Source organism: Acinetobacter pittii (genome assembly GCF_022449185.1).
GTDB lineage: Bacteria > Pseudomonadota > Gammaproteobacteria > Pseudomonadales > Moraxellaceae > Acinetobacter > Acinetobacter pittii_I.
In genome coordinates this window covers 99,645-114,194 of the sequence record NZ_JAKUKO010000002.1, presented here as the reverse complement: position 1 = coordinate 114,194, position 14,550 = coordinate 99,645, and the positions used below count along the sequence as shown (strand labels likewise).

11 protein-coding genes are annotated in these 14,550 nt (G+C 37.6%); 3 read left to right on the top strand and 8 right to left on the bottom strand.

Annotation, left to right across the window (positions count from 1 at the left end):
• Positions 1 to 25 precede the first annotated feature (25 nt).
• Positions 26 to 1,183, bottom strand: coding sequence for an FAD-dependent urate hydroxylase HpxO (hpxO, locus tag MKX14_RS06565; protein ID WP_086266280.1), 1,158 nt, complete (start codon positions 1,181 to 1,183; stop codon positions 26 to 28).
• A 199-nt stretch (positions 1,184 to 1,382) separates the two neighbouring features.
• On the opposite strand from hpxO, the gene alc reads away from it, so the two are divergent.
• Positions 1,383 to 2,393 carry an allantoicase gene (gene alc, locus MKX14_RS06560; RefSeq protein WP_046811819.1) on the top strand — a complete coding sequence of 337 codons (1,011 nt, stop codon included), beginning with the start codon at positions 1,383 to 1,385 and terminating at the stop codon, positions 2,391 to 2,393.
• Positions 2,390 to 2,893, top strand: coding sequence for an ureidoglycolate lyase (gene allA, locus MKX14_RS06555; protein WP_205668745.1), 504 nt, complete (start codon positions 2,390 to 2,392; stop codon positions 2,891 to 2,893). Before alc ends, allA begins: the two co-directional genes overlap by 4 nt.
• Before the next feature lie 129 nt (positions 2,894 to 3,022).
• On the opposite strand, the gene parE is transcribed toward allA, so the two are convergent.
• On the bottom strand, positions 3,023 to 4,906 hold the full coding sequence (parE, locus tag MKX14_RS06550; RefSeq protein ID WP_057106181.1) for a DNA topoisomerase IV subunit B: 1,884 nt from the start codon (positions 4,904 to 4,906) through the stop codon (positions 3,023 to 3,025).
• 14 nt (positions 4,907 to 4,920) lie between these two features.
• Positions 4,921 to 5,502, bottom strand: coding sequence for a YqiA/YcfP family alpha/beta fold hydrolase (locus tag MKX14_RS06545; protein WP_005066751.1), 582 nt, complete (start codon positions 5,500 to 5,502; stop codon positions 4,921 to 4,923).
• Positions 5,503 to 5,713: 211 nt separating this feature from the next.
• On the opposite strand from MKX14_RS06545, the gene MKX14_RS06540 reads away from it, so the two are divergent.
• A complete protein-coding gene (locus MKX14_RS06540; RefSeq protein WP_108009731.1) occupies positions 5,714 to 7,057 on the top strand; it encodes a hypothetical protein in 1,344 nt (447 codons plus the stop codon).
• A gap of 65 nt (positions 7,058 to 7,122) precedes the next feature.
• Here MKX14_RS06540 and MKX14_RS06535 read toward each other — a convergent pair whose 3' ends face one another.
• The 5 genes from MKX14_RS06535 to MKX14_RS06515 form a co-directional block, all read right to left on the bottom strand.
• Positions 7,123 to 7,848 carry an SH3 domain-containing protein gene (locus tag MKX14_RS06535; RefSeq protein ID WP_108009729.1) on the bottom strand — a complete coding sequence of 242 codons (726 nt, stop codon included), beginning with the start codon at positions 7,846 to 7,848 and terminating at the stop codon, positions 7,123 to 7,125.
• Between the two features lie 99 nt (positions 7,849 to 7,947).
• Positions 7,948 to 8,688, bottom strand: a complete 741-nt coding sequence (locus MKX14_RS06530; RefSeq protein WP_108009727.1) for a lysozyme inhibitor LprI family protein — start codon at positions 8,686 to 8,688, stop codon at positions 7,948 to 7,950.
• Positions 8,675 to 10,579 (bottom strand): glycoside hydrolase family protein, encoded by a 1,905-nt coding sequence (locus tag MKX14_RS06525; protein ID WP_240282081.1) that lies wholly within the window; start codon positions 10,577 to 10,579, stop codon positions 8,675 to 8,677. Before MKX14_RS06525 ends, MKX14_RS06530 begins: the two co-directional genes overlap by 14 nt.
• A complete protein-coding gene (locus tag MKX14_RS06520; protein WP_108009725.1) occupies positions 10,569 to 13,862 on the bottom strand; it encodes a type VI secretion system Vgr family protein in 3,294 nt (1,097 codons plus the stop codon). Before MKX14_RS06520 ends, MKX14_RS06525 begins: the two co-directional genes overlap by 11 nt.
• Before the next feature lie 164 nt (positions 13,863 to 14,026).
• Positions 14,027 to 14,542 carry a disulfide bond formation protein B gene (locus MKX14_RS06515; protein WP_032009493.1) on the bottom strand — a complete coding sequence of 172 codons (516 nt, stop codon included), beginning with the start codon at positions 14,540 to 14,542 and terminating at the stop codon, positions 14,027 to 14,029.
• Between the last annotated feature and the right edge of the window lie 8 nt (positions 14,543 to 14,550).

Sequence of the window (14,550 nt, the reverse complement as noted above, 5' to 3'; positions counted from 1 at the left end):
AGGAAAATTCCTTGCTGTTTTTGTTTTAATCGAGTGGATTACCCACAATATTACTAATAATCCCCTGCATAATATGCCCACCTTGTTCACGACGTAATTCTTCATACCATGCTTGAGTAACAGCTTCATCTTTCATATGCGTCACATCACAACGTTTGCGTGCACGAAGTACCAATTCATTAGCACGTTCATTACGTTTGTTTTGATAACGTCGCAAAGCATCTTCTAGCCCCAAAGTGTTAATTTGCAGAGAACGCGCTAAATAAATCGCGTCTTCCATGGCCTGGCAACCGCCTTGCCCAATATCAGGTGTCGTGCTGTGTGCAGCATCACCCAAAATCACCACGCGACCTTTATAAAATTGAGTAAACGGTTCAATGTCATGTATTTCTACCCGATTGGTCTTTTGCGGGTCTAAGCGTTCAATAAGCTGCTGTACGGGTTGACACCAATCAACAAAATATTGTTTTAGAAGTTTTTTATATTCATCTCGATTATTATCTAATCCTGCTGGTAAAGGCACATCTAAAAAGAAATAGAACTTTCCATCTGCAACTGGCATTAAAGAAGCTCGCTTGCCTTCGCCCACATAAGTCGTCCATTGCTGGGCCGGAGCTAAATCTTCAGATATCTCAACCAAACCATTCCAGTTTACATAACCCGCGTAACGGCGCTGTACTTGCTGGCCCAACACATAGGCACGAGTCAGTGAATGCGTACCATCGGCCCCAATTAATAGATCGGCCTGCGTTGAGCTACCATCTGCAAAATGAACCTCGACATAATCAGCTTTGTCTTCAAGGCTGACCATTTTTTTGCCTAAATAAATCTGATCACGACCAAATTCATCCATCAACATATTTTGTAAATCAGCACGTGCAACCGGATAAGGTCTTTGGCCCACTTCTTCAATTAATGGCAGTAAACTGAATTGTGTCATCACATCTCCAGTTAAACCGTCCACATAGGCCAAATCATCCATTTGTCCACCAAGTTTGGCGATTTTGTCAGTTAATCCCAGATAGTTCAGACATTTCACACCATTCGACCACAGCGAAATTGCAGCGCCGACAGGAAGAATTTTTTCAGTTTGCTCAAAAATGCGAACTTGGTGACCAAATTTCTTTAATGCAATGCCTGTGGTTAGACCTCCCATTCCTGCACCAATAATCACCACATTCATAACACTCTCCTATAGATATTCACCTATAGGGTGCTTATGCTAAAAACATGCCATCGTTCAAAATTTATTTAGCTTTTCCACAAAACTGGCATGCACCATGCTTATATATTTACGTGTAAAACTCGTCTCAGCACGCTCTGTGTTGGCGCAGTTTTAAATGAAAAATCATGTTTTTAACAAGAAATACGGATACTCCATTATGGCAACATTGCACGCTCCAGCTTTTGAACTTCCTGAGATTTTGAATACTAAAACCAATTTGGCAGATGCCCGAATTGGTGCACAAGTCATTGAGTGTTCAGATGATTTCTTTGCAGAAGCAAAGCGTATGCTGCAATTTGATGCACCTATTTTTGTTGAAGATAAATTTGATGACAACGGCAAATGGATGGATGGATGGGAGACGCGCCGTAAACGTCATGCAGGCTATGACTGGTGTATCGTGAAGCTTGGTGTAAGTGGAAAAATCACTGCTCTTGATATTGATACCAGCTTTTTTACAGGAAATTATCCTGCATCTGCATCATTAGAAGCATGTTATGCACCAAATGGGGACCTGACAGGGGCAAAATGGGAGAATGTTTTAGGAAATACTGAACTAGGCCCGAGCCAGCATCATATTTTTATGATCAATAATGATGCACTTTTCACTCATATACGCCTTAATATTTTCCCAGATGGCGGTATTGCCCGTTTACGTGTCTATGGTGATGTTCATATTCAGGTAACTGACAGCGAACAAACTCTCGATTTATTAGCCCTTGAAAATGGTGGCCGTGTAGTTGCTTATAGTGATGCTCATTTTGGACACCCGCGTAATTTGATTAACCCAGGCCGCGGAGTCAATATGGGCGATGGATGGGAAACCAAACGCCGCCGTGCACCGGGTTATGACTGGTGTATTCTTGCGTTGGGTAAAAGCGGCAAAATTGAGAAACTTGAAATTGATACAGCTCATTTTAAAGGAAACTTCCCTGCCCAAGTATCTATTCAGGCGGTTTACCTTGAAAATGCAACCGATGCACAGTTAATTCCTCAAAGTATGTTCTGGTCGTACTTACTAGAAGCCCAACCGATGCAAATGGATCATATTCATGAATATGTGAATGAGATTTTACAACATGAAAAAATCTCGCATATTCGTATTAATATGATTCCAGATGGTGGTATTAGCCGTGTTCGTTTATGGGGGAAAATTGCCAAGTCATGATAATGAAGAATGTTCAAATTCAGCCCTTAACAATTGAAAACTTTCAGCCCTTTGGAGAAGTCATCTGTTGCGACGGGCATGACTTTTTTCATATTAATGATGCCCACACCGAGCGCTACCATGCGCTCGTTGAAACTGAAATTGAAGGGGAAGCAAAGGCAGGAATTAGTATTTTCCGTAATATTAAAGCCAGTGTGTTGCCTCTAGAAATTTCAATGCTAGAACGCCATCCGAAAGGCTCTCAGGCATTTATTCCACTACAGCAACAAAAGTTTTTAATTATCGTGGCACCCGCTTTGGACGAAAATACTCCTGATATTTCAAAACTATGTGCTTTCGTCTCGAATGGAAAGCAAAGTATTAATTATCGGGCAGGCACATGGCATCATCCTTTGCTTACCTTTGAAGCGCCGAGTGATTTTGCAGTGGTAGATCGAATTGGAGGTGGAGCAAATTGTGATGTTTTTCAATTTCCACAGGTTATAAAAATTACGACCTAAATTAACATATACAGATCTGTCTATTTTAATGATCTAAACCTTAATAGCAGAAATCGTTGTGGTGATTTCTAACAATCTTAGGTTTATATAAAAAATCCCCGTCAATTGAACGGGGATTTTTTCATTTTGCTAAACAGTAATATCAGCTAAGTTACCCTTCTGCTCAAGCCACTGCTTACGATCTGCCGAACGTTTTTTCGCAAGTAACTTGTCGAGTAAACCTGCCGTTAGATGCACATCATCTAGATCGAGCTGAACTAAACGACGCGTGTTCGGATCCATAGTCGTTTCACGTAATTGAATCGCGTTCATCTCACCCAATCCTTTGAATCGGGTAATTTGCGGATTACGATTACCTTTAATATTTTTCAAAATAGTTTCAAGTTCATCATCATCAAGCGCGTAATGAACATCTTTACCAATGTCGATACGGAACAATGGTGGCATTGCCACATACAAATGTCCTTCTTCAACCAATGCTGGAAAATGTTTAACGAATAAAGCGCAAAGCAAAGTCGCAATGTGTAAACCATCCGAGTCAGCATCGGCCAAAATACAGATTTTACCGTAACGGAGTTCAGATAAATCATCACTGCCTGGGTCTACACCAATCGCAATCGCAATGTCGTGAACCTCTTGGGAAGCGAGTACTTCATCTGAAGAAACTTCCCATGTATTTAAGATTTTTCCACGAATTGGCATGATCGCCTGAAAGTTTTTATCACGCGCTTGCTTGGCACTACCACCTGCTGAGTCACCCTCGACAATAAATAACTCACTGTCCTCACGTGTTTGACCAACACAATCTGCCAATTTACCCGGTAAAGCAGGGCCAGAAACAATCTTTTTACGCTCGACTTTTTTTGCTGCTTTTAAACGACGACCAGCTTTAGAAATCGCCATTTCTGCCAATTGCATGGCAATTTCAGCATGTTGGTTGAGCCAGAGTGCAAAAGCATCTTTAGCAATATTTAAAACAATATTGGATGCTTCACGACTCGAAAGACGCTCTTTGGTTTGACCTGAAAACTGCGGTTCTTGGAACTTCAGTGACAAAATATAGTTCACACCATCCCATACATCTTCTGCCGAAAGTTTGAGGTTACGTGGCAACAAGTTACGTAGCTCACAGAACTCACGTAATGCCTCAGTTACACCTGAACGTAAACCATTCACATGAGTACCACCTTGTGCGGTTGGTATCAGGTTCACATAACTTTCTTGAACCTGCTCACCGCCTTCTACATTCCAGCAAATCGCAAATTCACACGCCGCACGGTCTGCCTGACCATTACTCACAAAAGCGGGATTTGGCAAAATTTCGCGGTCTTGTAATTCATCCATCAAATAATCAACGAGGCCATTTTCAAATTGCCATTCGATTTTTTCATCGTTAATTTGATCGATATAGATAATTTTTAAACCAGCCGCTAAAACAGCTTTAGCTTTTAAATTGTGTTTAAGTGCTTTTAAAGCAAATTTTGGACTATCAAAATATTTCGCTTCTGGCCAAAAATGTACCGTTGTACCTGTCGCGCGCTTTGGAGCTTTACCTTCGAGAACAGCTAGAGGTGCCACTGGTTCACCTTGCTCAAAGGCCATTTGGTATAGGTTACCCTGACGTTGAACTTCGACCTCAACACGTGTTGATAAAGCGTTTACAACTGAAATCCCCACACCATGCAAACCACCTGAAAACTGATAGTTATCGGTACTGAATTTACCACCCGCATGGAGCTTGGTCAGAATGATTTCGATACCACTTTGGCCATATTCAGGGTGAATATCCACTGGCATACCACGGCCGTTATCTTCAACAGACAATGAACCATCTTTATAAACCGTGACACAGATTTTGTCGGCATGACCCGCTAATGCTTCATCAACAGCATTATCAATAACTTCTTGGGCTAAATGGTTAGGTCGAGTCGTATCGGTATACATCCCTGGACGACGACGAACAGGGTCTAAACCAGAAAGGACTTCAAGCGATTGAGCCGTATATTGTGTCACGTTGTACGTTTTCCTTATTTGATGGTGTGCGCAAAGAATTCGATCACTAACGGTAATTTTTCTTCAAAATCTTCCATAGCATGATTGCCATGAGCATCCGTCAAAATCAATGAGGATGGCGTTGCAGCACTATAATAGCGTTGTGCTTGACGATAATCCAAAATTTCGTCGCCTTGTTGCAATAAGACGAGTATTTTGTCGGCATTTTCAGGTTGTTTCAGTTCCAGTTGTTGTAACTGCCGTAACTGAACATGGTCAATTGACCATTGATCATTCACCACATAGGGCATACTTTCAACTTGAAATAACTCATCAAACAGTTTCCATGGTTGCATAGCAGGGTTAATCAGTACAGCTGGAACATTATATTTCGCGACAAAATATGTCGCAAAAAACCCGCCAAGGCTACTACCGACTAAGGCTACATCTTGTAAAGACTCTATCAGCTCTGAAACTTGCTCAACCACTAGATCAGGAGATCTGTTTAAATCTGGCAAATGCACATTTATGCCCAATTCGCTACAATACTGCTTAAGGCTCAGCCCTTTAATTGAAAGAGAGCTACTATTAAAGCCATGGAGGTAGATAATATTCATATATTTTCCCTCTAAATTGAGAATAAACTCACATTTTTGTTCTCAGTTTGTATATAAAAACACTATTGTCAGACAAGAAAAACCACTCAACTAACCATTCATCAGTATTTTAAAAACATGTGTTATTTAAACTACTAAGATGGAAACGTTAGCTGCCGTTGATAAAAAGTACAGCTTAAAACGTCGGTTATAACGTATATGGGGAAAAGATATGCCGAGCTTAACACCACTACATGAAACTTATTGTAAATGGGATCGTACGCCACCTAGTCAGGCAGACGTATTAGAAGGTTTAGCTCAACTGTTCAGTACCAGCTTAAATGGTGTACATGAATTAATTCAAGTTATTAATATTGAAGTATTAAAAAATGCTTTTGGTGTGAGCACACAAAATGCTAAAAACTTTCAAAAACGACCATTTGTGCAAAAGGCATATCAATTTTCTTATGGTGCTTTACAAAAATATGGGAGTTGTTTTTTAGCGCCAAGCTTACGTCATATTATTGAAAAATATCCTACACTTCACGAAAAACCACTCACCCCAAGCCTACATTTTTTAGTCGGCATTTTGAATGGGATTTTTGGAGATTATCTACTGAAACAGCATAGCCCCCTCGCCTTACCCATGGTGTTATACGATCACTACGGTGCAATACAACAAGGTGAACTTGCAGGCCGTATTGTGATTTTGGCTCATGGTTTGTGTATGAACCATCTGAGTTGGTCAAATGCACACTATGGCGGCATTGGTGAGCGCCTGTTAGCGCAGCGTGACCATAACACCATGTTGTATTTAAATTACAATACAGGCCGACGTATTTCAGCCAATGGACGCAGTTTTTCGAATTTATTAGAAGACTTGGTACAACGTAATCCAAGAATTACCAGCATTGATATCATTGGCCATAGTATGGGCGGACTGGTTTCCCGTAGTGCCTTGTTTTATGGCAAACAAAATATGTATCAATGGATCCATATGGTCGAGAATCTAGTCTGTATTGGCTCTCCACATCATGGGGCAGTTTTAGAGCGCTTTGGCTTTACCATACAAGATAAACTTGGGGCTTTCCCTTTTGTCGGCTTACTCGGTCAACTGGTTAATATTCGGAGTAATGGTATTTTAGACCTACGCCACGGCAGCGTTCGTGATGATGATTGGGAACATATGGATGCTCGTATTGGTATGATGGATGATAACCGCGCGCCTGCTCCGCTACCTTCTCATATCAACACCTTTTTAGTGGCAGGGACCTTAGAATTTGAAAAGGTGCGCAATAAAGCGTTGACCGTAATTGGCGACTACTTAGTGAGTGTAAAAAGCGCGCTAGGCGAACACCCTAACCCACGTTTTCAGCTTAAGGTTCCAGACTCACATAAAGCCGTGTTTTATGGTTTAAATCATTTTGAAATTCAGTATCACTCGAGTGTTGCCGAACAGATCACTCGCTGGTTATATCCTCATGCTAATGATTACGTTCAAGAAGGTATTCAAACCCATATTATTGATATGCCGAACTATAAGCTCGAAGATTTAGAGGGAATTGTAGAGACGTAAAAAAAGCCCAACTTAATGTTGGGCTTTTTTAATTAATTAACTTTTGTAGAAGAAAGAAAATATTTTTAAATTTCAGCCCTCCAAGCTTTATTGGCAATTACTTTTCCATTTTTTATATTTAAAACAATATTGTAAGCTGCTGCACCACCATTATTAAAAGTATTTAAAATATAAATATTATTATTTAAATAATATATTTTAAAATCAGCAAGCTCGTTCTTGTCACTATCTATACCATTTTTAGGAAAAAAGTATTGCTCTATATCATTTTTACCAATTTCTATTTTCTTATCTTTATCCTTAATTATGATTTTATCAAGTTGTAAAAAATCATTATTAGGTAAAGTACCATCAGTACCAAAGAATTGTTTATTATTAAAATACTTATATTCACCTTTAAAAGTTTTATAAAGTTTAGGATCTAAAATAGCTTTTTTTGCATCCACTTCTACTATTATATTTTTATCACTATAGACAACCTTTTCTCTAGAATATTGAGATAGCTTAATAGAAGTGTAACCACTAAAATTATTTATTCTATTTTTATAGACAAATCCAGTTACACCATTGCTTGCATTAACTAAACAAAAATTATTTGTCCCTTCATCCATCACACAAGAAACAATTTCATTATTATTTAATTTGGACGTAACTTTAGAATTTAAACTTGAATTTCCTCGTACATTAACGTATCCATCCTTATCTTGAATAAAACCAAAGTCAGCGTATGAAGATACTATAGGACCAATCATTAGAAAAGTAAAAATTATAAACTTAAGTTGCTTCTTCATTTAGGATAAGTTCCATTTTAAATTTTAGTAAAATAGTAATATTATTTTTTAGATAATATTACTATTATAAAATACAATCAAAGCTCTAATAATTTATAATTATTCCTCATAATCATTACAATCAATTTTCTTATTTTTTAAATTCGCATCAGTTGTATAGCCAATTTTAAAATTTAAATTTAATAAGTCTTCTTTTCTAAAAACCTTAGGAACAATATTCCAAACATTTTTTCCATTAGTTACAAACACCAAATTAAACTCTGGGACTTTATTATTATTGGTATCAATTTGATACTCTACAGAAAATTCATCTTTTTTCTTACCAACAATATTATATATACGTGGTTCATTTAATTTTTGATCACAAGCTTGATATATATAAATCTTATTTTTTAAAATCTTAATTGTACTTTCACTACAATAACACCCGCCTACTTCTAATTCTTTTATAACACCATCTTTATAATTAAATGGCTTTATTAAGTTCCCTTCTAAACTATCAAAGTCCAGGTATGATATTCTTAAATCTTTAATTTTAGAGTTATTAAAATCACTCAGACATTTATAATTTTCATTATTTGCTTCTTTCCCATTAAAATTACATTTTAAATTTCTATTTCTCAACCAAGAACGTTGAGTATCAACAAGATACTTAACTTCGTTTTTATTATCACTAATATAGCTTTTTATATCAGAATATGTATTATTCAGATCATGCTCACTATTTTTATATACTGTTTTCTCATCTAACTGTTGTGGCTTATAATCTGCAGCATTTGAGCAGGCACTCAAACTAAAGACTAATAGCACACTAAAAAAATTAAGATTAATGCCTTGCATCGTACGTTCCTTTAATAAACAATTGATATTCACTATTACGCCTTTTCGTCAAACCGAGATCTGGAACTTTTTTCCCATTTACAGTTATTTTATTTATATCTAACATTTCTTTAGGCCCATCTTTATAATTACTTTCATTAATAAGCTTACATAAATTTGGGGCTTTACTAGCAATATTCCCGATATTGAATGCTAACGATACTAAAGCATCAAATTCATATTGATATAAAGGAACTTTAATAGCTTTTTTGACATAAGCTTCATGTTTCAAAACATCTTCTTCAAAATAAGTTTTAGTCTGAGATATTGAGATAAAATCTTTTAAAGCTTTTTTACCTAAAGCTTTACATGATGATTGACCTACGAGATGTCCCCATCCAACTGTACAATATCCTTTAGAATCATCGTAATAGTATGTTCCTTGCCCATCAGGAGTTAAATATTTTCCTTCCCATTCTTGAACAAATAATCTTGCATTTGCACTTGTTGTTAAATTGCTTATAGGTATTCTATTTCCAATTGATTTCTGAGAAGTAGTTTGAGGCAACTGTAAATCAAAACTATTTCTATATCCTTCTAACAATATTGCTAAAGGATCAGCTATATCATCACGTCTCGAATAAAGTCCATGTTCTTTTATTGTAAGATTTGACGCATCATCTAATGAAAAACCATTGCCTGTAAAATATTCAAAATGTAGCATTGAAACATTATGTGCTGTTTTTCCAGCAATAGGTATAGCAGCTGGTCCATTCTTATTTTTCATTACGCCTGTTTTGCCCAATATTTGGCCTTGCTTAACGGGATCCCCCACTTTTAATGTTATTGATTTTGGATCTAATTCACCATACCTAATTACAAACTCTCTACCATCATCAGTTTTATGCCTAATACTTACTTGATTAGTTTGTAGATAGAATCCTTGCGAAGCTATTACTTTACCTGGTGCTATAGCAACTACTTCAAAGCCACTTTCTGCTTTGCTGACAGGTTTACAATTACTATATAAATCTCTTCCCGCATGCTTTCTATTACCACTTCTATTTCTTCCAAAGATTGCCATTGAAGCATTAGTATCATTGAGTTTAGCTCCCCAATAATAATTTGATAGTTCTCCACCAATATCATTGATAGGTTTTACTTTAAAAGGGAAAATAATACTGGGTTTATAATTAGATATATTCTGTTTTGGATTTCCAGTATCTTGACTTTCAGCATTCATATTTTTTAATTCTGGTGCAGTACTATTAAGAATCTGATCTTTAATATGATTATAGATCTTATCTGCACTAATATCTGGCATCCAATCCGGAGCTTTCGCTAATGTACCAAACCAATGGTCATCTTTATCATCATGATTATCCTTTTTAGCGACTCCATTATTAATATTAGAACTATTATTTATTTTCTTTGGTTCTCCATTATTTCCTTTGTTTAAAGGTAGCTTTAGTATTTGTCCTTCCGAAATCTTATTTGCATCATTAATTTTATTTATTCTTTGAATCTCTTCAATTTTACAATTCATATCTTTTGAAATTTTTAATAAAGTATCACCCTTTTTCACTTTATATGTTTTTCTACTATATTGACCAGTCTTCCCTTTCTCTCTCAGCTGAGTTTTTATTAAAACTGATGGACTATATAACTTGACGATAGCATGACTTTTTTCAAGACAAACTCTGCTGATAAGTTGCATCTGATTTAAAATATTTTGGAAATAAACATCAAGTACAACTCCTTTATCTCTACTTATATCAACAATCGCTCCTTTAGAATTTGTTAATCCTTCAGCAATGAGATTATTACCATTTTTTATTTGATATTTAGCATTTTTAATGGGATGCCCTAGTAAGTCTAATAAAATAAAGGTTACTAAACATTTATTTTTCATTATTTTTTACTCCTAAAAGAAAATCCTCATTATCCCATTCATCAACAATTACATCCCACAGCTCTTGCTCTTTTCCAACTAAAACTTTTATATTAAACGGGTCTTCTTTTGTAATTTTCCCAGTTCGCCCATGTTCATCTAAGGCTCCTGAGATAAATGAATTTGTTTCTTGAATAAAAGCTTTATAAGTAAACTGACTAAAATCGCTCTCCCAAAATAAATCATAAACATCTAACTTATTACTATACATAGCAGTATTTGGAAGCTGTGGAACCTCATAAGAAACCTTAGCTCCACTCGTAAACAAATGCTGCCCAGCTTTACTTTCAAACTTGCCGCCTGTTGTTGAAAATACGCCATCCGCATTAATTTTGAGCTGAGATCCACCTGCCGTTAATACAATTTCTTTTGGACTGGTAAGCTCAATTTTTTCTTCAGTAGAAATGAGCTTGATGACCTTTTTAGCAATTGCTTCAATGGCATCGTCTTGTGCTTGTAGTTCGAGCTTTCCTTTTGCTGCATAAGCACGGAAACCCTTTTGCGCGGCAAACAAGCTTATTTTGTCTTGCGCATGCCCAATGATATTTTTCTGTGCACTTAAATTAATGGAGCCACTAGCACTTTCTGCAATATCTTGCGAAGCTTGCAAAATAATATTTTCAGGTGTCGTCAAAGCAATGCCATTTGGCGATGCTAATAACATAAGCGCTTGTCTAAAAATTTTGCCTTGTTCTTGCTGTTTAGTATCGGAACTACTTTCTAAACCTTGGGTATAGCCCTCCATAAAGCCTTGCAAAGAACTTAATGCTTTAGAAGGTGATACTTCCAATTTACTGCCTTTACTAAATGTTCCACATACACTCATCATGTCAAAGTCTTTAGTCTCGACATTAGCTAAGACTTTTCCGACCTCTTGAATACTTTCAAATGGATTTTTATGAATGCGATCTTTAATGCTGGCAAGTTTACCTTTAACGATATCAGCACCATGTTCTTCAACGTTTTCGATGAAAGCTTTTAAATTTTCTACCGCATCTTTGGCATCAGTAAAGAAAGCATTAAATTCATCTACGACACCTTTTGCATTTCCACCTAGTGCACCAATGTCTTGAATAAAGCCGCCACAGTCTTTTAAAGCGTGAATAGGATCGTTATTAATACCTTCTTTAAATAGGTTTACCGTACTATTTAATGCCTGTCCTGTGGTTTTTAGCTCAAGTGACTGGATGAATTTGGGTAAGCGATTAATCACGTTCAAAGCATCAGTCTGTTGCTTTGCTGCAACTTCACTGAGCATTTTCATGCTTTCATAACCTTGTGAAAGTAAGGATTGTGCTTGTGCCGCCTCTAAATGGTCTGCAATAGCTTGCTCTTGTGCATAGGTACTAATGAGCATGCCTTTACCTGCACGCACAGCTCCCCAAGCATCTGTTCTTAGCTCAAAGCCTTCACCACGACCCTGACTCGTCGCTTGTTCTTTCGGATGGCTTAAATTACCCAAATTCAGCTGTGTTGCTGCATGACTACTTTGGAGTTGGGTACTGATTTGCCCAGTTGTGTCATCAAAGCGTAATTGGTTGAAGCCACTTCCATTGATTTCCTGACTGCGAATCCCGCTCAATTTTTTAGTCGCAGGAAGTTGCCCTTTTATATCGAACTTGGTGGGTGAGCGCTGCGCTTCATGAATGCGCCCAGTCACAAATGGACGGTCAATATTGCCATCAAAGAAGTCAATGACCACCACTTCACCAATACGTGGCAAGAAACGTGCTCCATAGCCCTCGCCTGCCCAAGGAGTCAGTACATCCACCCAAGCTGAGTCGGTATCATTGTCATTGCTACCCGCGCCACCATCATGCCCATGATCATCACTACGGGTGAATAGAAAACGCACCTTAATGCGCCCCCATTCATCAACATGAATAGTTTCTCCCTCTGGCCCCACGACTTTGGCTCTTTGCGGGTAAGCAATTGGGCGATGCTGTTCTGGATTATATTCAGGTGCCGTCTTGATCTGACGGCGTATTAGGGTCAGCTCATTACCTTGGCGCTCAATATCATCATAACCATGTTTATCCCAACGACTTTGGGTTAACAACTGGCTCACTTGCTGATGTAAATCTTTCGGTAGGTTATTTTGGTTATAAAAATTTTTAGCAATAATCAGGAACTCTTGATCAGCCCCTTCATGCTGATCAATTTCAGGATGCTCCTGTAGGTTAAACCAATAACCAACTTGGCTATCACGGACACTACTATAGGCCTTAAAGTATTTGGCCTGACTCGCATACATGTCAGTGAAGTGCTGATTTAATTTATCTAGCTGATTACTACTTGAAGCAGTGGCCTGATCTTCCCCTTTCAAATCTTGCATCCAAGCAGGGCTAACATGCCATGCTTGTTCAAGGCTCAAACTCGCTGAATCAAATTGCTCTGAATGTAGGTGTGTAGTAATAACTGAACCTACACCTTCTTCATGTGCTAGAGCATCAGGTTGCCAACGCTGCACATGTACAGCAGTCGGCTGTAGAGTCCGCACTGCTACAAAACCTGTAATGCTATCTTGATATTCTGTCGCACTACTGCGGTGATAACGGATGCTGCGTCGTTCTAAAGCTTGGTACTGGCTATTATCATCAACCAATCTAAGTTTTTGAGGTTGTATAGGTGCAGTAAAATGAGGAACAAAAAGCTCTGCTTCATCAATGAGCCAACTAACACCCTCACTTCGCCATAAGCGTGTAAGAAAGTCATAGTCAGACTCATTGTGCTGCATGATAAATGGGCGAATATCATAACTCTGGCTTAACCCACTGAGGTCGAGACTTAAACTTGTCGCAAAAAGTGGACTTCTTTCTTGCCATTCTTTAAATAAAACTTCTGTGACTTCAATAATGCTTTTATTCATAAAAACACGACTATTACGGCGCTTGTGCCATAAGTTTGTCGCGTCTTTTAAGGTGAGTTTATAAAGCGTTAAAGCACCGTCACTCTGGCCATAACTCGCTTCTGTTACAATTCCTGTAGTTCGGAATAATTGTCCAGAATCAGTAACCTGATCAACGGCAACTTGCACACCTATAAACTGCTTCAATGCAATTTGGGCACTCGTTGAGAGGCAGATCAACTCAGCTTCCAATCCCCCATTTAGCTGATGTTGGCCTTCTATACGTTGTAAAAAAACTTGGCTATTGAGTAGTTCATTAGCAAATTGCACATGAACGGCACGTTTTTGCGCACTTAACCCTATTTTTTCCAAAACATTAAAGATATTAAAAAGCATTTTTTATAATCATAAGGATATAAAACGGCTGCACTTTATAAAAAACAGAACTATCTGTCTACATCATTATTCTTTTTTTCAATTTGTTTTTTTATAGTTTGATTAATTCTAAAACAATAAAAAAAACCCAACATAATATTGGGCTTTTTTTAATCTATTTAAACTTACTTTTTAGCAGTCTTAAACACTGGATAAAAACGGAATAACTGCCATAAACAGACCAGTAATAGTAAGAGGAAATAGACCAATGACCAAACTGGTAAAGATTGACCTAAAAAGGTCCAATCAATTGCTGCACATTCACCTGATCCAGACAATACTTCTTGTAAAACCGTTTTCATTGGTAAGGCATCAATTAAATAATTTAAACCCGGGCCACAGCTTGGTACTTGATCTGGTGGTAAATGTTGCAACCAGACATGACGGCCTGCTACACCGACTGACCATAAAATTGCGATGCCTGCTAAAAATGCATAAAAACGTTTAACCGCATTGGAAACTGGGTTATGCAAAAAGGCTATGAGTGCTACAAGGCCCATTGCCATTAAGCCAACACGTTGAAAAATACAGAGCGGACATGGCTCTAAACCTTTTACATGTTCCAGATACAACGCAAAAGACATGCCGACTATACTTGCTAAAACAAGTAGTCCACTCACCAAACGGTAACTTAATCGCATGTAAAACC